20 protein-coding genes and 1 pseudogene are annotated in these 22,786 nt (G+C 28.5%); 4 read left to right on the forward strand and 17 right to left on the reverse strand.

Translation table 11 applies throughout. The annotated features are described in order from the left end of the window. Positions 1–7: 7 nt before the first annotated feature. Positions 8–1,201: a homocitrate synthase gene (gene nifV / locus KGF46_RS10500; protein ID WP_227433357.1), complete on the reverse strand. Its 1,194-nt coding sequence runs from the start codon at positions 1,199–1,201 to the stop codon at positions 8–10. 445 nt (positions 1,202–1,646) lie between these two features. Here nifV and KGF46_RS10505 point away from each other — a divergent pair, with 445 nt between their 5' ends. From KGF46_RS10505 to tnpA, 3 genes and pseudogenes are all read left to right on the forward strand, one after another. Then, positions 1,647–2,774, forward strand: coding sequence for a DEAD/DEAH box helicase (locus KGF46_RS10505; RefSeq protein ID WP_227830128.1), 1,128 nt, complete (start codon positions 1,647–1,649; stop codon positions 2,772–2,774). A gap of 268 nt (positions 2,775–3,042) precedes the next feature. Then, positions 3,043–4,395, forward strand: coding sequence for an RNA-guided endonuclease IscB (iscB, locus tag KGF46_RS10510; RefSeq protein ID WP_227843015.1), 1,353 nt, complete (start codon positions 3,043–3,045; stop codon positions 4,393–4,395). Further along, positions 4,382–4,782 (forward strand): annotated as a pseudogene (gene tnpA, locus KGF46_RS10515) (IS200/IS605 family transposase). Before iscB ends, tnpA begins: the two are co-directional and overlap by 14 nt. Before the next feature lie 247 nt (positions 4,783–5,029). On the opposite strand, the gene KGF46_RS10520 reads toward tnpA, so the two are convergent. The 11 genes from KGF46_RS10520 to KGF46_RS10570 all read right to left on the reverse strand — a co-directional run bounded on the left by KGF46_RS10520 (position 5,030) and on the right by KGF46_RS10570 (position 15,073). Next, entirely contained in the window at positions 5,030–6,220 is a 1,191-nt protein-coding gene (locus tag KGF46_RS10520; RefSeq protein ID WP_227843016.1) for a hypothetical protein, read from the reverse strand. 766 nt (positions 6,221–6,986) lie between these two features. Then, positions 6,987–7,802 carry an MBL fold metallo-hydrolase gene (locus KGF46_RS10525; RefSeq protein ID WP_227829636.1) on the reverse strand — a complete coding sequence of 272 codons (816 nt, stop codon included), beginning with the start codon at positions 7,800–7,802 and terminating at the stop codon, positions 6,987–6,989. A 176-nt stretch (positions 7,803–7,978) separates the two neighbouring features. After that, positions 7,979–9,430: a glutamate synthase-related protein gene (locus tag KGF46_RS10530; protein ID WP_227842805.1), complete on the reverse strand. Its 1,452-nt coding sequence runs from the start codon at positions 9,428–9,430 to the stop codon at positions 7,979–7,981. A 146-nt stretch (positions 9,431–9,576) separates the two neighbouring features. Beyond that, positions 9,577–9,963, reverse strand: a complete 387-nt coding sequence (locus tag KGF46_RS10535; protein WP_227854712.1) for a desulfoferrodoxin family protein — start codon at positions 9,961–9,963, stop codon at positions 9,577–9,579. 37 nt (positions 9,964–10,000) lie between these two features. Continuing rightward, a complete protein-coding gene (locus KGF46_RS10540) occupies positions 10,001–10,390 on the reverse strand; it encodes a Fur family transcriptional regulator (protein ID WP_227829639.1) in 390 nt (129 codons plus the stop codon). 31 nt (positions 10,391–10,421) lie between these two features. Then, a complete protein-coding gene (gene rbr / locus KGF46_RS10545; RefSeq protein ID WP_227433364.1) occupies positions 10,422–10,958 on the reverse strand; it encodes a rubrerythrin in 537 nt (178 codons plus the stop codon). Positions 10,959–11,064: 106 nt separating this feature from the next. Next, a complete protein-coding gene (locus KGF46_RS10550; protein WP_227842803.1) occupies positions 11,065–12,456 on the reverse strand; it encodes a [FeFe] hydrogenase, group A in 1,392 nt (463 codons plus the stop codon). A 401-nt stretch (positions 12,457–12,857) separates the two neighbouring features. Further along, positions 12,858–13,538, reverse strand: coding sequence for a Crp/Fnr family transcriptional regulator (locus KGF46_RS10555; protein ID WP_227829641.1), 681 nt, complete (start codon positions 13,536–13,538; stop codon positions 12,858–12,860). 19 nt (positions 13,539–13,557) lie between these two features. Next, on the reverse strand, positions 13,558–14,118 hold the full coding sequence (locus tag KGF46_RS10560; protein ID WP_227856659.1) for a YeeE/YedE thiosulfate transporter family protein: 561 nt from the start codon (positions 14,116–14,118) through the stop codon (positions 13,558–13,560). Positions 14,119–14,140: 22 nt separating this feature from the next. Further along, positions 14,141–14,701: a YeeE/YedE thiosulfate transporter family protein gene (locus KGF46_RS10565; protein WP_227829643.1), complete on the reverse strand. Its 561-nt coding sequence runs from the start codon at positions 14,699–14,701 to the stop codon at positions 14,141–14,143. A 30-nt stretch (positions 14,702–14,731) separates the two neighbouring features. Further along, positions 14,732–15,073 carry a rhodanese-like domain-containing protein gene (locus KGF46_RS10570; protein WP_227856660.1) on the reverse strand — a complete coding sequence of 114 codons (342 nt, stop codon included), beginning with the start codon at positions 15,071–15,073 and terminating at the stop codon, positions 14,732–14,734. Between the two features lie 176 nt (positions 15,074–15,249). Here KGF46_RS10570 and cdr point away from each other — a divergent pair, with 176 nt between their 5' ends. Next, the gene (gene cdr, locus KGF46_RS10575) at positions 15,250–17,739 is read left to right on the forward strand and encodes a CoA-disulfide reductase (protein ID WP_227829645.1); all 2,490 of its coding nucleotides are present in this window, start codon (positions 15,250–15,252) and stop codon (positions 17,737–17,739) included. A 274-nt stretch (positions 17,740–18,013) separates the two neighbouring features. Here cdr and KGF46_RS10580 read toward each other — a convergent pair whose 3' ends face one another. From KGF46_RS10580 to KGF46_RS10600, 5 genes are all read right to left on the reverse strand, one after another. After that, the gene (locus tag KGF46_RS10580; protein WP_227829646.1) at positions 18,014–18,316 is read right to left on the reverse strand and encodes a PTS sugar transporter subunit IIBC; all 303 of its coding nucleotides are present in this window, start codon (positions 18,314–18,316) and stop codon (positions 18,014–18,016) included. Positions 18,317–18,337: 21 nt separating this feature from the next. Next, positions 18,338–18,748, reverse strand: a complete 411-nt coding sequence (locus KGF46_RS10585) for a universal stress protein (RefSeq protein ID WP_227433366.1) — start codon at positions 18,746–18,748, stop codon at positions 18,338–18,340. Between the two features lie 198 nt (positions 18,749–18,946). After that, on the reverse strand, positions 18,947–20,875 hold the full coding sequence (locus KGF46_RS10590) for an EAL domain-containing protein (RefSeq protein WP_227829647.1): 1,929 nt from the start codon (positions 20,873–20,875) through the stop codon (positions 18,947–18,949). Between the two features lie 189 nt (positions 20,876–21,064). Next, positions 21,065–21,553 (reverse strand): flavodoxin family protein, encoded by a 489-nt coding sequence (locus tag KGF46_RS10595; RefSeq protein ID WP_227856661.1) that lies wholly within the window; start codon positions 21,551–21,553, stop codon positions 21,065–21,067. A gap of 114 nt (positions 21,554–21,667) precedes the next feature. After that, positions 21,668–22,678: a DUF4116 domain-containing protein gene (locus tag KGF46_RS10600; RefSeq protein ID WP_227842800.1), complete on the reverse strand. Its 1,011-nt coding sequence runs from the start codon at positions 22,676–22,678 to the stop codon at positions 21,668–21,670. Between the last annotated feature and the right edge of the window lie 108 nt (positions 22,679–22,786).

Here is a 22,786-nt window from a genome sequence, read left to right on the forward strand (position 1 = left end):
TTATATCTTAAATATATGAACCTCTAACTGCTTCTTCTTCTGTTGTACCTTTTTCATGTGCTAGTATATCACAATATAATTGAAGAATCTCTTTATCCATCAAACTTCTTTTCAATCTTATAGATGTAGCTCTTATGGCATTTAATAATTTGGTAGCGTTTTCTGGAGAAATATACATTTCATATTCACTCAATTTATTTATTACTGCTGCTCTTCCTGAATGCTTTCCTATTACTATCTTTCTTTCAAGATTTACTTCACTTGGGTCAAATGGCTCATAGTTATGTGGGTCTTTTAAAGCTCCATCTGCATGTATACCTGATTCATGTATAAACATATTATCTCCAACTACTGGTTTCCATGTAGGAAGTATTCTTCCTGATGCTTGTGACACATACTCACATATCCCTCTAAACTTTCTAGTATCTACGTTATTTAAATCACATTTATAGATGCATTTAAGTGCCATTAAAACTTCTTCTAACGCTGCATTTCCAGCTCTCTCACCTAAGCCATTAACTGTAACTCCAACATAGTTTGCTCCTGCTGCTAATCCTGCAAGTGCATTTGCTGTTGCCATACCAAAATCATTATGTGTATGCATTTCTATGTCAAAATTAGTTCTTTCATAAAGAGTTTCTATTGCATTTTTTATAGAAAAAGGATTCATAACTCCTACAGTATCACAATATCTAAATCTATCTGCTCCTGCTTGCTTTCCAACATTTATAAATTCAGTTAAGAAGTCGATATCCGCTCTTGAAGCATCTTCTCCATTTACTGAAACATATAATCCATTTTTCTTTGCAAATTCAACTGTCTTAGCCATATTCTCTAAAACCCAACCTCTAGAAGTTCTAAGTTTATTTTCTATATGAATATCAGATACTGATATTGATATGGCTACTGCATCAACACCACAAGAAATAGATTCTTCAACATCTTTTATCACTGCTCTATTCCAAGCCATTATATCTGCTTTTAAATTTCTATTGCATATGTGCTTTATTACATTTTTTTCGTCTCCACCCATAGTAGGTATACCAACTTCAATTTGGTCGACACCTAAATCACTTAACATTTCAGCAATCATTATTTTTTCTCTATTCGCAAATACAACCCCAGCTGTTTGTTCCCCATCTCTTAAAGTAGTATCTACTATTTTGATTTCCTTTGCTCTATCTTTTGATATAATGCACATATTAATGCCCCCCTTAGTATACATTTAGTTTTAATAATATTAGGTCTTATTTTTCAGTGATGTCTCTAACTTTTGATTATTTTTTTATTTTTTATTCATTTTAATTTCATTTGCAATTTATTTTTTTAGCTTTTCATATCTTGTAATCTATTATATTACTTTATATTAATTATTGCACTATATTTTTTCCTTTTTGTGAAAACTTCTTAAAAATGAAAGTTATTATGTTTTTCTTGCATTTTAATTTAATTTATAAATAGATTTATTTTCAAAAAACCTTTTAAATTAAACCTCTAAAATTCTAGCTAAAATTTAATTTAATCTACACTATATTTTAAGAGTTATACACTATATTTTTAAACTATATAAATAATAATCGAAAAAATTACTAAAAATACTTACAAATATGATATTATTAATTGATTAATAAAATAGAAAATTTTTCATGAAAGGTAAGATAATAATGGATTTTAAGAGCTTAGGAATTAGCGAAGATACTATAAATATTATAAAAACATCAGGAATAACAACACCTACACCTATACAAAAAGAAAGTATTCCTTTAATAAAATCAGGAAAAGATGTCATAGCAGAAGCTCAGACTGGGACAGGTAAAACACTTGCTTTCTTGCTTCCGATATTTGAGAATATATCATTGGATATAGATGATATACAAGTACTTATACTGTCTCCAACTAGAGAACTTGCTATTCAAATAACAGAAGAAGCTATAAAACTTAAAGAATCTAAGGATATAAATATTCTAGCAGCTTATGGTGGAAAAGACATTGGTTCTCAGATAAAAAAACTAAAAGGAAATATTCATATGATTATAGCAACACCAGGTAGACTTCTAGACCACTTAAATAGAAAAACAATTGACCTTAGCAAATTAAAAACTTTTGTTTTAGATGAAGCAGACCAAATGTTGCTTATGGGATTTAAAAATGAGGTTGAAGCTATTTTAAAAGAAACTTCAAATAAAAAACAGACATTATGCTTTTCTGCAACTATGGATTCTCAAGTTAAAAAATTAGCTTATAGATATACAAAAAATCCTGTTGTTGTTTCTATTGAAAAAGAAGAAATTACTCTTACTAATATAAAACAAGAAGTAGTAGAAACTACAGATAGAAAGAAATTAGATGCTTTATGCAGTGTTTTAAACGAAGACAATCCTTTTATGGCTATAATATTCTGTAGAACTAAAAGAAGAGTTGACAACCTTGAAGAGGCTCTTGCTATACGAGGATATAATTGTCAAAAGTTGCATAGTGATATCGCCCAATCAAAGCGAGAAAGAATAATGAAATCATTTAGAAATTTAGAAATACAATATTTAATAGCTACAGACGTAGCTTCTCGAGGTCTTGATATATCAGGAGTAAGTCACATATATAATTACGATTTACCAGAAACGCCTGAAGACTATATTCACCGTATTGGTAGAACTGGTAGAGCTGGAGAACAGGGTTATACTTGTGCTTTTATTGACCCTAAAAACGAGAGAATATTAAGTGAAATTGAAACAGCTATAGAATCTAAAATTAATAGAAGAATTGTAAAATTATAATATATAGGCTAACTATCAAATTGTCAACTACCCTAAAGGGTAGTGGCTTGTAGGAGATTACAAGTTAGTTGAATAGCCTAAGTTTTAACTACGTTATGTAAGAATATATAGGTACTTTAGGATACTTCTCTAGTCCTAAACTCTACGGTGTATCATTAAACATCACTGATGGCAGGCGAAGTGTGGTATATTTAAAACCTTTCATAACATTGGCGAAGAGAGCTTACCACCGTAAGGTGAGGTTAAATTATCTGAAAGGATTAATATTATGGTGTATGTAATTAGCTTTGAAGGAAAACCGTTAATGCCTACTAATAATGCAAAAGCTAGAAAATTATTAAAACAAAAGAAAGCTACTGTTAAAAGAGTTAATCCATTTACTATACAATTACTGTATAAAACGGATACTGAATATATTCAATCTGTAACATTAGGGATAGATAGCGGATATTTAAATATAGGATTTTCAGCTATAACAGATAGTAAAGAATTGATAGTTGGAGAAGTAAAGTTGCTTCAAGGTATGAAAGATAGATTATTAGAAAAAAGTCAATATAGAAGAATTAGAAGACAAAGATTAAGATATAGAAAACCTAGATGGAACAATAGAAAAATAGAAAATGGATGGTTAGCACCAAGTTTACAACATAAGTTAGATACTCATGTTAAATTTATAGATTATCTTAATTCAATACTGCCTATTAAAAATATAGTAATAGAGGTTGCCAACTTTGATATACAAAAAATCAAGAATCCTGATATATATGGAGTAAAGTATCAGCAGGGAGAACAAATTGGTTTTTGGAATGTAAGGGAATATGTACTTCATAGAGATGGACATAAATGTCAAAATCCTAATTGTAAGAATAAGAATAAAGAACAGATATTAGAAATTCATCATATTAAGTACAAGAGTGATAGTGGTTCTGATGCTCCTAGTAATTTAATAACTTTGTGTAATAAGTGTCATACATCTCCTAATCATAAAAAGGGTAAATTTCTGTATGATTGGTGTGAAAATGGTAAAAAGGTTAAAGATTTTAAAGATGCTACATTTATGTCAATGATAAGATGGTACTTATTGGAACAGTTGAAAGAAAAATATACTAACATTAAAGCAACTTATGGTTATTTGACTAAAAATCATAGAATTGAACATGGTATAGAAAAAAGTCATTTTAATGATGCTTTTGCTATAGCTAAAGGTGTTAATCAAGTTAGAAATTTAGAAGTATTTAAAGTTGAACAATCAAGATTAAACAATAGAAGTCTTGAAAAATTCTATGATGCTAAATATATAGATAATAGAACTGGTGAGAAAGTTTCTGCAAGTGAACTTAATTGTGGAAGAAGAACTAGAAACAAGAATTTAAATTCTGAAAATCTTAGAGTGTTCAGAGGTCAGAAAATATCTAAAGGTCAAAGAAGAATAAGGAAGCAAAAATCATTGTATCAGCCAAATGACTTGATTAAATATGATGGAAAAGTTTATACAGTTAAAGGCAGTCAAAATGAGGGGCAATATATAGCTTTAAAAGAAATCAAAAAAGTGCCAAATGTAAAACTAATTAAACCATATATATTTAAGAAGGGATTGAATTGGAGTTGTGGATTATGTTAGTAGAAATCATTCTAAGTGTTTGTTATTGGTACATCTGATATTTGTATGTAAATACAGAAAAAACTTGTTAATTAAATTTGGTGATGAAATTAAACATATTCTTAGTAATATAGCAAAAGAAAAAGATTTAATCATAGTGAAATGGAAGTTGATAAAAATCATGTGCATCTATTAGTTAAATATAGACCAACAATTTCTATATTAGAGATAGTAAGATGGTTTAAGCAAATTTCAACTTATAGGATTTGGAGAATTAACAATAACCAATTATATCTTAACAAATATTTCTGGAAGGAAAAAACTTTTTGGTCAGATGGATACTTTGCTTGTAGTATAGGAAATGTTTCTAAAGAAACTATTGAAAGATATATACAAAGTCAGGGATAGGCTTACATCCACTAACCTAAAGGTATAGTGGTTTTACGCCTTAATTTATAAAAATTGAATAAATAAAAACGTATGTGTACTTATCTTAGATAAATTCACATACATTTTTATATTGTTTCATTTTAATAATATTGTTAATATCATTTTAAATTTTTTCTGATATTAATCTTATATTAATTTTGCACTTAAGTCATCATTAATGAATCTTTTATAGACCATCTTTTTATACTTAAGCTACTAATTTATACTATAAATTCTCAACATTCTCATCTAAATCTGCTGGCCATTTAGCCTCTGGATGTTCTTTTGCAAATTTCTTATTCTTATAATGACCCAATGTTAGAAAAGGTATAACTATAGTGAATAGACCAAGATAACCACAATATCCATATCCATACTTAACTATGTTACTTAACCCTGTAAGAGATATAAGCATTGATACTACCATTATTGCACATGCTGTAAATACTCTTCTTTTCATTTTTGAAGAAAGGAAAGAAAGTGCTTTATGGTCTTCAAATCTATTTACAAGACCAAATATTGTAGTTACTCCTGTAGACATCAAACAAAGGAATAGTGCTACATTATAAATTATGTATATAGTGTTATTTCCAGATTGACCTGCAACATAAAGAGTAGGAAGCGTTGTTTGTCCAGCAGCAGTAAATTCTCTATACCATCCCATTAGCATAGTTACAGCAAGCCCCAACGCAACTGCATTCATAGCAAATGAAATTATCATTGCTTTAGTAGCTTCTTTAGAATTTTTAAGAAGTGGTCTTGAACAACTTGCAAGTGTAGGTATAACAACTGATTGGAATCCTGCATAAATAAAAGTATTAAGTATTGGCTTAAAGTATCCAGGTGTGAAGCTTGTTCTGTTTGAGAATATTTCAGATATTTCTGGTACCTTAGCTTTTATACCCACTATAAAAATAGTAAGAGTACATACTAATATAGCTATGGTCATTGCTGTTGCTGCTTTAGATACAAGCATAGCTCCAAATATAGTAAAAATAAGAAGTACAATTCCGATAATAAAGACGGCTATAAAATAATTAATTCCTATACTCTGAAAAACTGCTGCTGCACCTGCTATAACAGCGCTTACAGCTATTAAAACCATTAGATAATAATATATCTCCCATATTATTTCAAGTTTTGGATATGGACTCCAAAGTTCACAAAATAAATCCTTATAATTCTTACAATTATTATTATTATACATTATAATAACTTCTCTCATAGTAGCAGTAAGTATAATCATTGCTAAAATTGCCATGAGTGGTGCAATCCATCCATATTGCACATAATACTGAGTTTCTTGATTTCCTGTAGCAAATCCTCCACCTGCATGCGAACTAAAAAGAACACTTGCAACTCCAAATATAGCTAGAATAGAGCCTGTTGCTTTTGCTTTTTTTACATTTTTTTGCATAAAATCATCCTCTCTAGAAATAATAGTAAAAAATTTATAATTTAACATACATTTGACAAAATAATAACATTTTTGTCAAGTTAATTCAACAGTAATTTTTCTAAAAATTTACAATTTTAATTTTTTTATTTCTAATCAGGTAAATTTCATGCGTTTATTTTATTATTATGAATTAATAATATTTTTATATTATATTTTTTTATATGAAACTGTTTTTATAACGTTAAATTTTTTACAAACGAACTTATGTAATTAGATAATGCTTAACATACCTATAATAGTTATAATCATTTATTACTATATTTGCATTCTTATTGAAATCGTTAAGACTTATATATAAAAATAAATTTATATTTAAAATAATATTGTATTTAGATAAACTAATTTAATTTACTTCTCTTTATATCATCATTATTAATACATAATAAAATTATCTACTAATGAAAATATTAAATAATTAAAAACATCTTTTTTTTTAATTAATACTATACATCTCCTTTTATCTTAAAATAAATACATAATATAAAAAGGGGGGTGTCTCAAAATGAACTTTTTAGTTCATGAGGCACTCTTTTTGTATGAAATCAGATATATTTTCATCATTTCAACAATGAAAAAGAGGCTTATCTCTATTTTGAGACAGCCCCTTTTGCTTTTAATTTATACCTATGTAGTTGTTGTTAATTCCCTTAATTTTTTTGAAACAAACTTATTTTTTTCAAACTCATTATTGGCTTTTCTAAAACTATATAACTTAATTCAAGTCCTATATACTTATAGTTAATCCTACTCCAACTTCATTTACATTTAACATTTCATTCATCTTAGCCTTTACCTTAAAAGAAACACAGTGACAAGGATACAACATGTTTATTTCTTCTTTTTTCAAATATTGAATAGTACTACTTAGTCTATCATCTAATTCAAAAAGATGAAAACCACCCAAGATTCCAACAATTCTATCATCACCACATACTTTTTTGGCATATTCCACTATATTACAAATTCCACTATGAGAACATCCTGTAACAATAAAAATACCTTTATCAGTCTTACATGCTATAGCCGAATCATCTAAAACATAATCATCATCCCATAAATTTTCTGATTTATATTTTCCTATTTTTGCTCTTTTTTCAAATTTATTTATAGAGGGAATCTCTCCTAAGAATATACAATTTTCACTTATCTTAAAAGGTTTACTCTTTGGTTTATACATAAAAGTATTTCTAGCTTTCTCAATAGAAAATGGTGCTCCTATATTATCATCTCCACATTTTTTAGTTTCAAAACAATTAGGGTGTGCTATAAGCTTAACTTTAGATAAATCATATTTATTTTCTAAAAATTGAATACCCCTTGTATGGTCATTATGTCCATGAGAAAAAATAACATGAGTCAAGTCTCCTAAATCTATATCCATTTTTTCAGCATTTGATATAAATACCTCTGAATAGCCTGCATCAAATAAAATTCTATTTCCATCAATCTCAATATAATAACTAACTGCTGGTTCTCCAACAAAGTACCTATCAATATATGTATTATTATCAACGAGAACTTGTATCTGCATCTTTTCCATAATAATCACTCCTTAAATTGTTGTTTAGTTTAATAGTACGATATTACAATGTATTTTACAATTTAATCTCTTCAATTTCATATTAAAAAAGAGAATTCTATAATATAAAATTCTCTTTTTATTAAATCTATTTTCTTTTATAAACTCGTATTATTAGATAGTTTTAAATTAAAAATTTATACATGTTGTATATTCGTATAATTTGATATCTCAGAGTTAACTGTATATAAATCATCAACGCTCAAATCATGTATATCTTTATGACCAGAAATTCTAGCAAAAGTCTTAAGCTCTTCTAAACTAACATTTAAGAAATTTGCCACTCTATTTGCACTATTTTCCATATGTAATCTTTTTCTTAATTCCTCATCTTGAGTAGCTACTCCTACAGGACACTTACCAGAACCACATATACGATATTGTTGACATGCTGCTGCCATAAGAGCAGAACTAGCAATTGCAATTGCATCAGCTCCCATAGCTATGGCCTTAGCAAAGTCAGTAGATATACGAAGACCACCTGTTATAACTAAGTCTATATCTAATCCATGTGTATCTATGTATTTTCTAGCACGATAAAGAGCAAATATTGTTGGAACTGAAGTTGCATCCTTAAGTAACTTTGGACTTGCTCCAGTAGCTCCACCACGTCCATCAATAGTCATAAAGTCAGGTTTAGCATAAGCTATAAATTCCATATCTCTCTCAATGTGCCCAGCTGAAATTTTAATACCAATTGGACGTCCTTCTGAGACCTCTCTAAGCTCATCTACAAGTTTCTTTAAGTCTTCTTTTGATTGTATTTCTTCAAAACAAGATGGACTTATAACATCTTGTCCTACAGGCTTATTTCTAACTTTGGCAATTTCTTCAGTTACTTTTTCACCTGGAAGATGACCTCCCATACCAGGTTTTGTTCCCTGACCAATTTTTATCTCTATAGCATCAGAATTTTTAAGATTTTCTTCAGTTACACTATACTTATTTGGGACATATTCAAAAATATACTTATATGAAGCTTCCATTTCTTCTGGTAATATACCACCCTCACCACTACACATAGCTGTTTTATTTTTAGCTGCACCTTTTGCTAAAGCTATTTTTAATTCTTTAGACAAAGCGCCAAATGACATATGAGAAATATAAACTGGATTTTCTATTACCATAGGCTTTTTTGCTTTTTTTCCTATTATTGTTGTTGTATTTACTTCATCATGTTCATTTAGAGGTAATGGATTTAATTGAGCTCCCATAATTAAAATATCATCCCAAGAAATTACTGGTAGTTTAGTTTTCATAGGCTCTATTATAGACTTTCCTGTAACAGCCATTTCATGAATTATATCCATATGTTGCTCAACTTCATCATCTCTTCTTAAATATGTATTTAAATAATTTAAATCACCTGTTTTTTCACTATTTACATCAGATTTTTCTTGAACAGATGCTTCTATTTTATTTTCTTTATTTTCTTCACCTTCAAAATACACAGTACTTATTTTTCCAAAATAACTACGACCTTTTGTACATACAGGACATGTCCAGTCTTCACTTAACTCATCCCATGTTTTATCATTTTTAGATTCATCATAAATATATCCACAAACACTACATTTATAAATTGACATATTATTTTCTCCTTATACTCTATTAATCTCAAAACAAATAAAAAAAACAAATTAAGATTTGAAATTATATAAATTTATAGGAGGCTATTTTTATAGAAATAAATTTCTATTTTTTAGCCTCCTTTTTAATTCAGTTTATTTAAATATTACAATTCAGCTTTCCATAATCCATGTAAATTACAATAAGCATATGCAGATACTACTTTATCATCATCATTCAAAGCAAATTTAACTACAGGCTCTCCATCTACTGCTAGACATTTACGTTGACCTCCTTGTTCAGTCATAAGATACACCCATGCTATATGATGTTCTTTAGTCATTGGATGAGCAACACTACTTACTTTAACAGTAACATTATTTCCGTCTACTTCAATCACAGGCACATGTTTTTCAACTGCTGCATCTGTTGTATTAGGAACAAGCTCTTTCATAGGCTTTCCACAACATAAAACAGGAACACCTGCACTGTGTATCATCCCTATAAGATTACCACAAGTCTCACATATAAAAAATCTTTTTTCACTACACATAAACTCACCTCATTAATTATTTTTAGAATTTGAAAAGTTAACCTACTTGGCTACACTTTCTACAATTATTACAAATCCCTTTAAAACTTATGTTATAAGATGTTATTTTTATGTCTGTTTCTTCTGATATTGATTCTTTTAAATTGCTAAGAATTTCAGATTCTAAATCGTACACCTCTCCACATACTTCACATATAATATGATAGTGATTTTCTGTTCTACCATCAAATCTATCTGGATTTCCTGGAATACTAACTTTTTTTATAAAACCATGTTCTGTTAGCTGAGCTAAATTTCTATACACAGTCCCTAAGCTTAAACTCGGATTATCTTTTTTTAGATTTTCATACAAACAATCAGCAGTAGGATGAACTGGATTATTTAATATTTCATTTAAAATCAGTTCTCTTTGTTTAGAAAATTTCATAGTTAACATTCCTTTTTAATTATAATAATTTTTAATAGTTTTCAGCTTTTATATTGAAATAAGCCTTTGGATGGTCACATACAGGGCATTTTTCTGGTGCTTCAGTACCTACATACACATGACCACAGTTTTGACATTGCCAAACAACTTCTTCTTCTCTTTTAAAGATTTTTCCTTCATTTAGGTTTTCTAAAAGTTTTAAGTATCTTTCTTCATGTTCTTTTTCTATTCTTCCAACAGCTTCAAATAAATAAGCTATTTTGTCAAATCCTTCTTCTCTAGCTTCTTTAGCAAATGTTGCATACATGTCAGTCCACTCATAATTTTCACCTGCTGCTGCATCTTTTAAATTTTCTTCTGTTGAAGGCATTCCATCATGTAAAAGTTTAAACCATAGTTTAGCATGTTCCTTTTCGTTGTTAGCAGTTTCTTCAAATATAGCAGCTATTTGATTGTACCCTTCTTTTTTAGCTTTTGATGCATAGTATGTATATTTATTTCTTGCTTCTGATTCCCCTGCAAATCCTGCCATTAGATTCTTCTCTGTTTTAGTTCCTTTTAAGTTCATAATTAATTCCTCCCTTTTTAATAATAGTAATGATTACTATTTCTATATTTATATAATATATTAATTTCCACTTTTTGTCAACTATATATAATATTATTTTTTTTATTTAAATATTCTCATTTTCTAATATATTATTTAGCATATAATTTTTAGAATTATATGCTGTATGTAACATACTTTCTGCTAAATCAGAAAGTGGACTTCCATAAAATTCTTTATAAACTTGTTTTATATCTAGATTTTCATAGCTAGATTTTATTTTTATAGTATTATCCTTATTATACAGACCAGCTATACGCTTAAACCTAATCATATCTGTGACTTCAAAAGATGTTTTTGGCTGACCTGCCCCACTTATACATCCACCTCTACATGTCATGACCTCTATAAAATCATATTTATGTTTATTATCATTCATACTCTCTATTAGACTTTTAGCATTAGCAGTACCATGTATTACTGCTACATTTATGACTTTATCAGCTACTTTAACTTCTGCCTCCTTTATTCCATCAATTCCTCTAATAGGAGTGAAATTTAGTATATTTTGAGGAGGTTGCTCTCCTGTAATTAGATAATAGGCAGTTCTTATAGCTGCTTCCATAACTCCACCAGTATTGCCAAATATAATTCCTGCTCCACTTCCTCTACCTAGTAAATCATCATATGATGAATGCTCTAGATTTTCAAATGAAATTTCTTCTTCTTTTAACCACTTTGCTAATTCTTTAGTTGTAATCACATAGTCCATATCACGTATGGATTCATCTTTATAGTATTTTCCTGAATCATTCATTTCTGGTCTTAATATTTCATATTTTTTAGCTGTACATGGAGTTACAGCTACATTTACAATTTGTTTTGGATTAAGACCTTTCTTTTTAGCAAAATACGTTTTTATCGTTGGACCTTGCATACCTATTGGACTTTTAGCAGTAGATAAATTTGGTATCAGTTCTGGATAAAATGTTTCTACAAACTTAACCCAAGCTGGACAGCAACTTGTAAATTGAGGTAGTGATTTATCATTCTTTGTTATACGCTCTATTAATTCAGATGCTTCTTCCATAATGGTTAAATCAGCTGAAAATGTAGTATCAAATACATAATCTGCCCCTAATTTTCTTAAAGCAGAAACCATCTTTTCCTCAACATATGTACCAGGTTCCATACCAAATTCTTCACCAAGTGCAACTCTTACAGATGGGGATGTACTGAATATAACTATTTTTTCTGAATCATTAATAGAACTTTTCACTTTTTCATAATCATACACTTGTGTAATTGATTCAACTGGACATACAACTGCACATTGCCCACAATGGATACAGATGGCATTATCTCCTGTCTTATCTAAGTCATACATTTTCCCTACAGCGATTTCTTTCTCACAAACAGTTCTACACTGACCACATTTTACACATTTTGATTCATCCCTAAATATTGCAGGGTTATCCTTTTCAATAGGAATTCTAATTTCAGTAAATGAGTGTTTCATCTAATCTTTCTCCTTATAATTTTGACTTTCTCGTAATTACGCTTTAATTTTCAATATTAATAACGATTACTGTTATTATTTTAGATTATGTACCATATTTTGTCAATTTTGGTTTTTGTTTATTCTCTCTTTAAATATTTTGAAATATTTTCTAGAGCCAAATATAGTTTAATCTTAAACATTAAAATTAGTTGTCTCAAGGTTGACATACCTTTTGAATACATACCAATAAATTAGTTTTCTATTACAGATATGTCATTTCCATAATCTTGGATTAAATGTTTTGATAGTCCTGTTTTATTACACATAAAAATGTGTACCTCCTATTTTGATAATTGGATTAATACCCTGCTTATCACCATTTTTTAGAAGAATACACATTTTATTTTATAGACTCGATTTTACGGACTTGATAAAAATTTTAATTTTTCTATATCAATTATTTTGATACTTCCTCTTGAAAGTTCTACTATTTTATCATTTTCAAACCTCTTAAGCATTCGACTTATAGCTTCTCGGGCGGAGCCTAAATTGTTAGCTATAGTATCATGAGTTATATTAATGTTTATAGAATCATTTAAATAGTATTGGTCTATTAAAAAATTAGCTACTCTACTATCTAAGCTAAAAAATACAACTTGCTCAAGAACCCACATAATTTGAGACAATTTATCTTGAGTTAAAGTAAGAAAGAAGTTTTGTATGCTAAGATTGTTACTAGAAATTTCTTTGAAAAATTTACTATCAATTATAATAACTGAAGAATCTTTTTCGGCTTCTAAATTGATATCATAAGTAAGATCTTGATATACACAAGAAGAAGATAACATACAAATATCACGTTCAAACAATTTAAAAAGAGTAATTTCTTTACCTGAATTTGAAGTCATAAAACTTCTAAGCTGACCATTTAAAACTACTACTATTCCAGTACAGGCTGAATTTTTAGAATGAACTAGTTCACCTTTATTATATTTTTGAATATAACTTGCTGAAATTAAATCTTTTACTTCACTTTCAGATAAATCATTGAAAAATGGTAGTTTATCTTTAAAATACGATTCTATATTTATATGACTCATATTAACACATCCTAATTAATTATTTTTTTATTATAGAATTTGGAAGTATTAGAGAACCACCCATAAATAAGACTCCAGTTATAAGTAATCCCGTAAATCCTAAATTGAATAATGATGGAAACTCTGGTGATAAATTAAATAAGGTTAATTTACTCATATCTAAGCTTGAAATTAATCCAATTGATTTTAGAGAAGCATATGACATCGAAAATGCAAATGCTCCAGTAAGTCCACCTAAAATAGTACTAATTGCTTTTTTTAAGTTATCTCCTGATGCTGCACCAACACAAGTACCAGGACAAGTGCCAGCACTTCCAAATCCTAACCCAAATATAATCCCTCCAAGTATAACACCAGTGTTCATAGTTTTAATACTTAAATGGTCTAAGTTAAATATTCCTATTAAGTTTGCTAAATATAGGAGTACACTTGAAAAACCTATCGCAAATAATATAACTTTAGCTAAATGTAAATCTTCTAATCTTAACATAGATAATAATTTTTTTGGGCTTATAGCTCCAACTTTATATAAAGCGTATCCGAAGAATGCTCCAAGTAATATGGCAAGTAATATTTTCATATTATTTTCTCCTAACTTCTTATTAATATTTGAATTTCTTAACTAAAATAGCAGTTGGTATAGCAACAGCAAATACAACACCTGCAAATACATATCCACTAACACTTGATTGCATCATACCACTCATCATATGGCCACTAGTACATCCATCGGCTAATCTAGCTCCATATAATAGTAAAAATCCACCCATAAAGCTAGGCAAGTATTTTTGTATAAAGTTTTTATTTGTATTTACCTTACAGATATCCTCTGAATATAGCTTATTTTCTTTTTTATTCCTAGTTGCATGACCTATAAAACTACCTAAGGGTATTGCTAGTACAAATATAAAATCATAATTAATAGGATTTTTTATTGATTTAGCTAGTTTACCATCTGATTTATCATAATACTCATTTGTACTTTTATATCCAGTTTCTCTTTCATTATCTTCTTGTATTATCCCTTGGTCCATAGAGCTATGAACTATACCTGATAGAACTGAAAATTGGGTAGATACTCCTATTGGCTTAATTAATAAAACTGATATAAAAAATGATAACCCTAATATAATTGCTCCTTTTAACCATTTTTGATTATTCATGATTACCTCCTAAAATATTGTAATACTATTTTACTTTTTCTTTGATATATAGCTCGATATTCCACCTTTTAAGTTATAAACACTATTAAATCCATTTCTAGATAATATTTTTGCAGCAGAATTACTTCTTGCACCTGATGCACAATAAACAACTATAGTAGAATTCTTATATAAATCTAAAGTGTTTAATTTAGATTTTAATTCATGTACAGGTATATTTTTAGACTTTGGAATATTGAAAGTACTGTATTCTCCTGATGTTCTAACGTCTAATATTAATGTTTTTTTGTTATTTTTTAAAAGTATGTTTAATTCCATACCATCAATATTCTCATGTTTACTGCCTTTGAAAAGTTCTAAAAAAAAGCTCATATTAATTTCTCCTTTCTAATTATAAGTTTTGATTGCGGTTGATATTTTTTATTATAGTTTAAAAAAACAAAAAGTTATGTGATTAAGTTACAGATTAAAACATGGATTTAGAATATGATAAAGATGTGTTAAAAAAATATCATAAATTTTACAATATATAAAAAGGAGATACTTTTATGAATAAAAAGATTATTATAGTAGGTGGAGTTGCAGGGGGAGCATCAACTGCGGCTAGATTAAGACGTTTAGATGAAAAGGCTCAAATTATAATGTTTGAAAAAGGTGAATATATATCATTTGCAAATTGTGGTCTTCCATATTATATAGGAGGAAGCATAAATGAAAGAGAAAAGCTAATAGTTCAAACTGTAGAAACAATGAGTTCAAAGTTTAATTTAGATATAAGAAACTTAAGTGAAGTTATAAAAATAGATAAAGAAAATAAAAGTGTAAGTGTAAAAAACCACAAAACAGGTGAAACGTATGAAGAAAGTTATGATGTATTAGTACTTTCTCCAGGAGCCAAGCCTATAAAACCACCTATTTCAGGTATAAATGAATGCAAAAACTTATTTACACTTAGAAATATACCAGATACAGATAAAATAAAAACATATGTAGATAATAATAAACCAAAACATGCAGTGGTTATAGGTGGAGGGTTTATTGGTCTTGAAATGGCAGAAAATCTTCATGATAAAGGTATAAAACTTACTTTAGTAGAAGCAAGTGAACAAGTTATGGCACCATTAGATATAGAAATGGTAAGTGTGATACATGATCATTTAATAAGTAAAGATATTGAGTTGATTTTAAAAGACGGAGTTAAATTTTTTTCTGAAAATGGAAATAAAGTAATATTATCCAGTGGAAAAGAAATAAAAACAGATATGATAATACTATCTATTGGAGTTAAGCCAGAAACAACTATAGCGAAAGAAGCAGGACTTAAGTTAAATGAAAGAGGAGCTATAATAGTTGATAATTATATGAAAACCTCTGATGAGAATATATATGCACTTGGAGATGCGGTAGAGATAACTGATTTTATAAATAAAAAACCTACAATGATTCCCTTAGCTTGGCCAGCAAATAGGCAAGGAAGATTGGTAGCTGATAATATATGTGGAAGAGATATTACTTACCAAGGAACATTAGGTTCATCAGTAGCAAAAGTATTTGATTATACAGTTGCTACTACTGGAAATAATGAAAAAACATTAAAAAGAATAGGTCTAGATTATAAAGCTATTCATATACATCCGGGATCTCATGCTGGATATTATCCAGGAGCATTTCCTATATCTCTTAAGATGACTTTCGACCCTAAGACAGGAAAGATTTTTGGAGCTCAAGGAGTTGGAATAGAAGGGGTTGAAAAACGTATAGATGTATTAGCTACAGCAATAAAAGGTGGTCTTACTGTATTTGATTTACCAGATATAGAAACCTGCTACGCTCCACCATATAACTCAGCTAAAGATCCAGTTAATATGTTAGGATATTATGCATCAAATATTATAGAGGATCTGGTTGAGATAGTACAATGGAATGAAGTTGACAATATAATAGCTGATAGTGGTGTAATAATAGATGTAAGAGAAGAGTTTGAATTAGCTACTGGAAAAATTCCAAATTCTATGCACATACCATTAGGTCAGCTAAGAGATAGACTAAATGAAATACCAAAAAATAAAAAGTTATATGCTACTTGCCAAATTGGACTTAGAGGATATGTTGCTTGTAGAATACTTGAACAACATGGGCTTAAGTGTATTAACATAGATGGTGGAGTAAAAACATATTTAGCAGTAAAAAGAGCAGAAGAAAGCATAAATAAACAGAATAAAAGTGAGAAAATAAATACAAATAGTGAGGATTTTGATATGGATATGGAAAACATAGATATAGCAAAAATAGATGCTAATGTTACACTAGATGCATGTGGACTTCAATGCCCAGGACCAATAAGAAGAGTATTTGAAGAAATCAACAAAATGCAAGAAGGTCAAATATTAGAAGTTAGAGCAAGCGATCCAGGATTTAGCAGGGATATACAATCTTGGTGTGAAAAGACAAGAAATACATTAATGAAGGCTGAGTTTGATAAGACAAAGAAAGCATTTGTAGCATATATTAGAAAAGGACTAACTGTATTAAATGTAAATCCATCTTGCAATATAAATCAAAGTGATAAAAATGGAGCAACACTAGTAGTATTTAGTGGAGATTTAGATAAGGCTATAGCGTCATTTATAATTGCAACTGGAGCTGCATCTATGGGTAAAGAGGTAACTATGTTCTTCACATTCTGGGGACTTAATATATTAAAGAGAAAAGATAAGCCGAATGTATCAAAAGATACTATGGAAAAAATGTTCGATATTATGTTACCATCTCATACAGGTAAATTACCATTATCTCAAATGAACATGGCTGGAATGGGACCTAAGATGATAAACCAAATAATGAAAAAGCACAACGTTGATGACTTAGATACTTTAATAAAAAATGCTATGGATATGGGTGTAAAAGTTGTGGCATGTACGATGAGTATGGATTTAATGGGAATAAAGTCAGAAGAGTTTATAGATGGTGTTGATTTAGGAGGAGTAGCTTCATATTTAGGTGCTACTGAAGATGCTGGATTGAATCTATTTGTATAAGTTTAAATTAAAAATATATTTGTGATATTATCACAGATATATTTTTTTATTATCATAAAATATAAACATCTTAGCAAGACAATAAAAATTATGGAGGATATACAAATGGCACAAGCACTTAATAATAGCAATTTAACAAGGATGTAGAAAAAAATGAGGTTGCTGTAGTTGACTTTTTTGCAATAGCGAATTTCTTGTATTTACATAAAAGAGAGTATCTCATTTATGATTTTCAAAAATCATTTTAAGACACTCCCTTTCTATATTTTTAAGATTAATTTAAATCTATTAAAATTTCATTTACTATAGATTTTGCATCACTTATTATATATTTTGGATCAACCTCATAAAACTCCCTATCTATAAATCTATCAATCTTTTCTATACTCTCTATAGAATCACTTGTAACAAATAACACTATAGATGCATCTTCTATATCATATATAGAAAGTTCATTTTTTATACTTCCATCACTTTGAATTTCATAAACTAAGTCAAACCCTAAAATATTTGCAGCTTCTTTAAGAGAATTTGAACTTTTTTCACTTTCACAAACTGCTACTATCTTTTTATTCATATTTCAGATACCTCACTAATTCTACTCCGGTACAATCATCACTATACACTTTGCTTGTTTAACTACACTTGCTGTTACTGAACCTATCATTCTTGTTAGACCTTTTTTAGTAGATTTTGTCATAACTATAATATCTACATTATCTTCTTTTGCTTTTCTAATTATTTCATCTCCTGGATAACCAAAAGTAAAATGAACTTTAACATCATACTCTCCCATTATCTCTGCTGCTCTGTCCAGGATTCGTCTTCCTAAGTTTTCAGAATTCTTTATCTCTTCAGCTAGGGATATGCCATCAATAAATACTAGTTCTTTTACATTCATTATTTCCACTTCGACTTCATCTTTTTTGAATATTCCTTGTATAAATTCCAAAGAATGCATACTTCTTTCTGTTCCATCAATTGGTACTAATATTTTCTTTTTATTCATGTCACATCTTCCTTTCTTACTTTAGAATAATTAAGTAAAATATATATTTTAAGCTATAAAAATATATAATAAATCTTTACTCTAGGAATAAATATTAATAATATATATAATAATTTTAATATTTATTATTGTGTTAATTTTATAATATTTGACTAATAGTGTCAATGAACAAAATTGTAATTAAAAAAATAAAGGGTATTAAACCGTAAAAGCATTTTCTCTCAACAAATCCCTTAAAATTTCCTCTGGAACAGGTTTAGAGAAATAATACCCTTGTAAATATTCACAATTCATAGACTTTAAATCTTTAGCGTATTCAATGGTTTCAACACCTTCTGCTACAGGTTTCATATTTAATTTATTTATAAGCGATATAATAGTTTCAACTGTGAGCTTATGCTTACTATCTTCATTCATAGACCAAATCAGACTCTTATCTAACTTAATTACTGAAAATGGTAAGGAAAGCATATTCGTAACTCCAGAATAACCAATTCCAAAATCGTCAAGTGCAAATTTAACCCCTAAATCAATTAATTTTTCCATGGTCTCTCTAATTGTATTAAATGAACCTGATGCCACAGTTTCTGTAATTTCAAATTTAAATTTAGTTGGTGACACATTGTATTTTTTCATAATATTAAACAAATCATCAGCCAAATTCTTCTGCATACATTGTACTACAGAAAGATTAACAGCTATGGTGTCTAGCTTTAAATCTTCAAAATCATCACTAGCTATAAATTTACATACCTTCTCAAAAACCACTAACCCAATTGAATTAATAAGACCTGTCTGCTCTGCAATTGGTATAAATTCATCTGGTGGTATAAACCCTAGTTCTTTATGTTCTAGCCTAATCAAAGCCTCAGCTAAAGCAAATCTATCTTTACTAGTAGAAAATATAGGCTGATAATATACATCAAAACCATCATTTTCTAGAGCTTCTTTCAAACAATTTTTTATTATATGTTTTTTCTTTATCTTTTCACTTATAGACGCATCTGCATAAATAACTTGTCTTGATTCAGAGCGTTTTGCTTCATGTATAGAGAAGTCAATTGCAACTATAACATCTTCTGTCGTTTCAGCATTTTCTGGAAAAGAAACAGCTGCAATACTAGTTGATAAATTAAAACTTATTTCTTCTATTAGCCATGGTTTTTTAAATCTTTCTTTTATCTCATTGATAATTGTCTCTGGAGATATTCCTAACTGACTATTAACAACAATAGAAAATATATCTCCTCCTATTCTATATACATGATTTACATCATGAATATGAATCAAATATTTCCCAACTTCTTTTAATGCAATATCTCCATTTTTAGTCCCAAAAGTTTCATTCATAAATTTGAAATCATCAAGAGCAATTGTAATAATAAATCCTGACTGTTCAGTATTTATATTTAAATCTAGTTCTTGAATAAAGGATTGTCTATTAAGTACACCAGTAAGGTCATCAATGATAAGACCTCGATTCTGCATAGAAAGATATGTCAAAAGTAAACTACATGCACATGCTGTTCCTGTAAGAAGATACTGTAAAAAAATCGCTTGTAAAATAATTGCTATAACTGAAACTATAAGAAAACCTCTAATAGCCCATATTTTAGATTCATGCATTGCTTTTTTGTATTTAAAAGATAAAAATGCCGAATATATTGCATAAAAGAAAAATGATAAAAAAGTTGCAGTATATCCATAGCCACGAACATAACCTGTTTCTTTTGACAATCCAAATAAAATGTGTGTAAAAGGATTAGTTATAGATAAAATTATGCAAATTATAAGTGGTATAGATAAAAATAAAAGCTTTTTTTTCATATATCTAATATCCTGATAAATAATAGCCATGACATAAAATAATACAAGAGCCGCTGGTATCGGCAATAAAAATAAATATATTTGATTCAATAAACCAGTCAAAAAAATTGGAAGTTTATTTATATTATTTAGACAAAGTGAGCCTAAAACATTTGAAATTATGAATAAAAATGAACAAATTAAAAGTGCACAGTATATTTTATTTTGTAAAGTAGGTATAAATTTACTTTTAAAAAAGTATACCATCAAAAAAACAACTATAATTGCAGAAAAAATTTCATATTCTATATGCCATACCATAAACTTACCTCACTATTATTGTTTAATTTTCACTATTTTATTTAATATAATATGTTTACAATCATATTATAATTCATATTGATAGCATATTGAGTAATTTTATGGAAAATTTTTATTTGTATACAATTTTTACCTTAAATCCTCATTAAAGCATTAAACTTATCTCAAGCATTGTTATGTATATAGAAATTAAGCAAATAATTCTTTTGCTTTTGTAGCAATTCTTTCTCCAAATATTACAGCTTTTTCGTCTTGTATTTCTGGCCCTTCAGTTGAATGTACATGTCCTAAATGTATAAATGGTTTTCCTAAAGAACCACCTCCAGAGTACACAAGCATTCCCTTAACCATTAAATGCCCTACTATAGTAAGAATTGCAACATCAGGACCGCCACAGACATAGTCACATGTAGCAAAAACTGCTCCCAACTTGCCAGCTAGATTTATCTTTTTTGAATCCTCATCAAACCATTTTTTTACTTCCCAAGTTGTATTAGCTAAATATGTTGGTGTTCCAAATATTACTGCTTTACTTTCATTTAAATACTCTGTATCAATACTATCAAATCTCATAAGTCTAACTTCTATTCCTTCTACATTTTTAGCACCATCTTCTATTAACTTAGCTACTCTTTCTGTGTTTCCACTTCTTGTTTGATATAATATTGTAATTTTCAATTTCAATCCCTCCTTAATGTGTAATAAAAATAATTTATTATATGTCAAATTATAGCACTTATTTTACTATCCTACAAAGGACTATCCAATTATTTTTTAATTAACTATTTTATATTAAAAAATCCCCAAACTCACCTTTAACTTGTTTATTTCAATCTCAACTATATCTGATATATCTTCAAAAGACATGCCTCTATCATGAAGTTTTCCTGCAATTTTGATTTTTGCATTTTCTTCTCCTTTTTTAATCAAAGCTCTATTTTCTTTTTCTATTACATTTCTAACATATCTTTTTGCAAATGGCTCATTCCCGTCGCATAAATCTTTATATTTTTCTTTATCTCCTTTGACAAAACTAAGTGCTCTTTTATCTTGTTTAACAGCCTCTGTACAAATTTCTTCTGTTTGTTCTTTCACAAATTTTAGAGCCATTCCATATTGTCTCACTGCTTTCAAGCATATTCCAACAGTCTGTTCCTTTACAAATTCTAAAGCCATACCATTTTGTCTTACTGCTCTTAAACATATTGTTTCTGTCTGATTTTTTACAAACTTCAAATCAAGCCCATTTTGTCTTACTGCCTCCATGCATATTTCTTCAGTCTGATTTTCCACCCATTTTAAATTATAACTACATTGTTTAACTGCTTCCATACATATCTTATCTGTTTGATTTTTTACTCTTGCTAATCCAAACTCACTATTTCTAACCGCTTCTATACATATTTCTTCTGTTTGCTCTTTTACAAATGCTAAGGCTGTACCATTTTTTTCAACAGCTCTTAAACATAATTCTTCTGTCTGATTTTCTATATATTTTAATGCTGTTCCATCTTGGCTAAGTGCTAACATACATATTTCTTCTGTTGGCTCTTCCACAAATTCTAACATTCTCCAATCTTGCTTGACTGCTTCCATGCAAATTTTTTCTGTTTGATTATCAACACATTTTATCGCATTACAATTTTGTTTAACAGCCTCCAGACATATCTTTTCTGTTTGATTTTTTATGTATATTAAATTTAACCCATTTTGCTTTACTATTTCTAAATATTCGTCTTCTGTTTTATTGTCAAAGTCATTGTTATCTATTGATTCAAATATATCATTTTTATTCTCTTGCATATCTTGAACTCACTCCTTATAAATTTTATAAAATTCAATAAATTTACTCTTATTTTTATTCTATCAAATAATATAAGAATTTTTCAGTCTTGTTTTTTTTTATAAAAT

Source organism: Clostridioides sp. ZZV14-6153, assembly GCF_020657855.1.
Taxonomy (GTDB): domain Bacteria; phylum Bacillota; class Clostridia; order Peptostreptococcales; family Peptostreptococcaceae; genus Clostridioides.

What these genes read in the sequence shown, in the direction of transcription:
- KGF46_RS10555 (WP_227829641.1), bottom strand. Translation starts at nt 13,538, where the DNA reads ATGAGTCATATAAATATAGAATCGTATTTTAAAGATAAACTACCATTT.
- KGF46_RS10590 (WP_227829647.1), bottom strand. Translation starts at nt 20,875, where the DNA reads ATGGTATGGCATATAGAATATGAAATTTTTTCTGCAATTATAGTTGTT.
- nifV (WP_227433357.1), bottom strand. Translation starts at nt 1,201, where the DNA reads ATGTGCATTATATCAAAAGATAGAGCAAAGGAAATCAAAATAGTAGAT.
- KGF46_RS10600 (WP_227842800.1), bottom strand. Translation starts at nt 22,678, where the DNA reads ATGCAAGAGAATAAAAATGATATATTTGAATCAATAGATAACAATGAC.
- KGF46_RS10580 (WP_227829646.1), bottom strand. Translation starts at nt 18,316, where the DNA reads ATGAATAAAAAGATAGTAGCAGTTTGTGAAAGTGAAAAAAGTTCAAAT.
- iscB (WP_227843015.1), top strand. Translation starts at nt 3,043, where the DNA reads ATGGTGTATGTAATTAGCTTTGAAGGAAAACCGTTAATGCCTACTAAT.
- KGF46_RS10540 (WP_227829639.1), bottom strand. Translation starts at nt 10,390, where the DNA reads ATGAAATTTTCTAAACAAAGAGAACTGATTTTAAATGAAATATTAAAT.
- KGF46_RS10560 (WP_227856659.1), bottom strand. Translation starts at nt 14,118, where the DNA reads ATGAAAATATTACTTGCCATATTACTTGGAGCATTCTTCGGATACGCT.
- KGF46_RS10525 (WP_227829636.1), bottom strand. Translation starts at nt 7,802, where the DNA reads ATGGAAAAGATGCAGATACAAGTTCTCGTTGATAATAATACATATATT.
- cdr (WP_227829645.1), top strand. Translation starts at nt 15,250, where the DNA reads ATGAATAAAAAGATTATTATAGTAGGTGGAGTTGCAGGGGGAGCATCA.
- KGF46_RS10585 (WP_227433366.1), bottom strand. Translation starts at nt 18,748, where the DNA reads ATGAATAAAAAGAAAATATTAGTACCAATTGATGGAACAGAAAGAAGT.
- KGF46_RS10520 (WP_227843016.1), bottom strand. Translation starts at nt 6,220, where the DNA reads ATGCAAAAAAATGTAAAAAAAGCAAAAGCAACAGGCTCTATTCTAGCT.
- KGF46_RS10505 (WP_227830128.1), top strand. Translation starts at nt 1,647, where the DNA reads ATGAAAGGTAAGATAATAATGGATTTTAAGAGCTTAGGAATTAGCGAA.
- rbr (WP_227433364.1), bottom strand. Translation starts at nt 10,958, where the DNA reads ATGAACTTAAAAGGAACTAAAACAGAGAAGAATCTAATGGCAGGATTT.
- KGF46_RS10535 (WP_227854712.1), bottom strand. Translation starts at nt 9,963, where the DNA reads ATGTGTAGTGAAAAAAGATTTTTTATATGTGAGACTTGTGGTAATCTT.
- KGF46_RS10570 (WP_227856660.1), bottom strand. Translation starts at nt 15,073, where the DNA reads ATGAGCTTTTTTTTAGAACTTTTCAAAGGCAGTAAACATGAGAATATT.
- KGF46_RS10530 (WP_227842805.1), bottom strand. Translation starts at nt 9,430, where the DNA reads ATGTCAATTTATAAATGTAGTGTTTGTGGATATATTTATGATGAATCT.
- KGF46_RS10565 (WP_227829643.1), bottom strand. Translation starts at nt 14,701, where the DNA reads ATGAATAATCAAAAATGGTTAAAAGGAGCAATTATATTAGGGTTATCA.
- KGF46_RS10550 (WP_227842803.1), bottom strand. Translation starts at nt 12,456, where the DNA reads ATGAAACACTCATTTACTGAAATTAGAATTCCTATTGAAAAGGATAAC.